The sequence below is a fragment of the Shigella sp. SIG3 genome (genome assembly GCF_053555855.1).
The window spans coordinates 1-316 of the sequence record NZ_JBQZXE010000356.1; the positions used below are offsets into that span (position 1 = coordinate 1).

General features: G+C 57.9%; 1 protein-coding gene and 1 pseudogene. Both read right to left on the reverse strand.

The genetic code is table 11. From position 1 onward, the window contains the following. Positions 1-230: putative phage tail protein (locus ACUU1I_RS21405; protein WP_449144960.1), on the reverse strand; the 230-nt coding region annotated here is incomplete at its 3' end. Beyond that, positions 221-316: pseudogene (locus tag ACUU1I_RS21410) on the reverse strand (baseplate J/gp47 family protein); the annotation flags it as partial. The gene ACUU1I_RS21405 and the pseudogene ACUU1I_RS21410, both read right to left, overlap by 10 nt.

Genomic DNA, 316 nt, shown 5'->3' on the forward strand with positions numbered 1-316 from the left:
GTCCCTGCGGGAATACATTCATCCGGCAGACCGCACAGACGCTCCCAGCGGTTTATCAGTTCAGTGGTGGTGCGCGGATCCAGCTCCCGCATCAGGACATCCGCACGCTGATGAACGCGGGTTAATGACGGTGCCGCACCGGCAATCGCCGGATCTCTGGCTGACCACGCCGGACCGGGGGGCAACAGTGCCGACAACAGACGGATGTAATCATCGTTTGTCACGTCCATGAAATCGTCCCCAGAACCGCCAGTTCATTTTTTGCAATGGAGATATTGTCAGCCGGGGCAAGCAACTGATGGCTGTATTCCCCGTT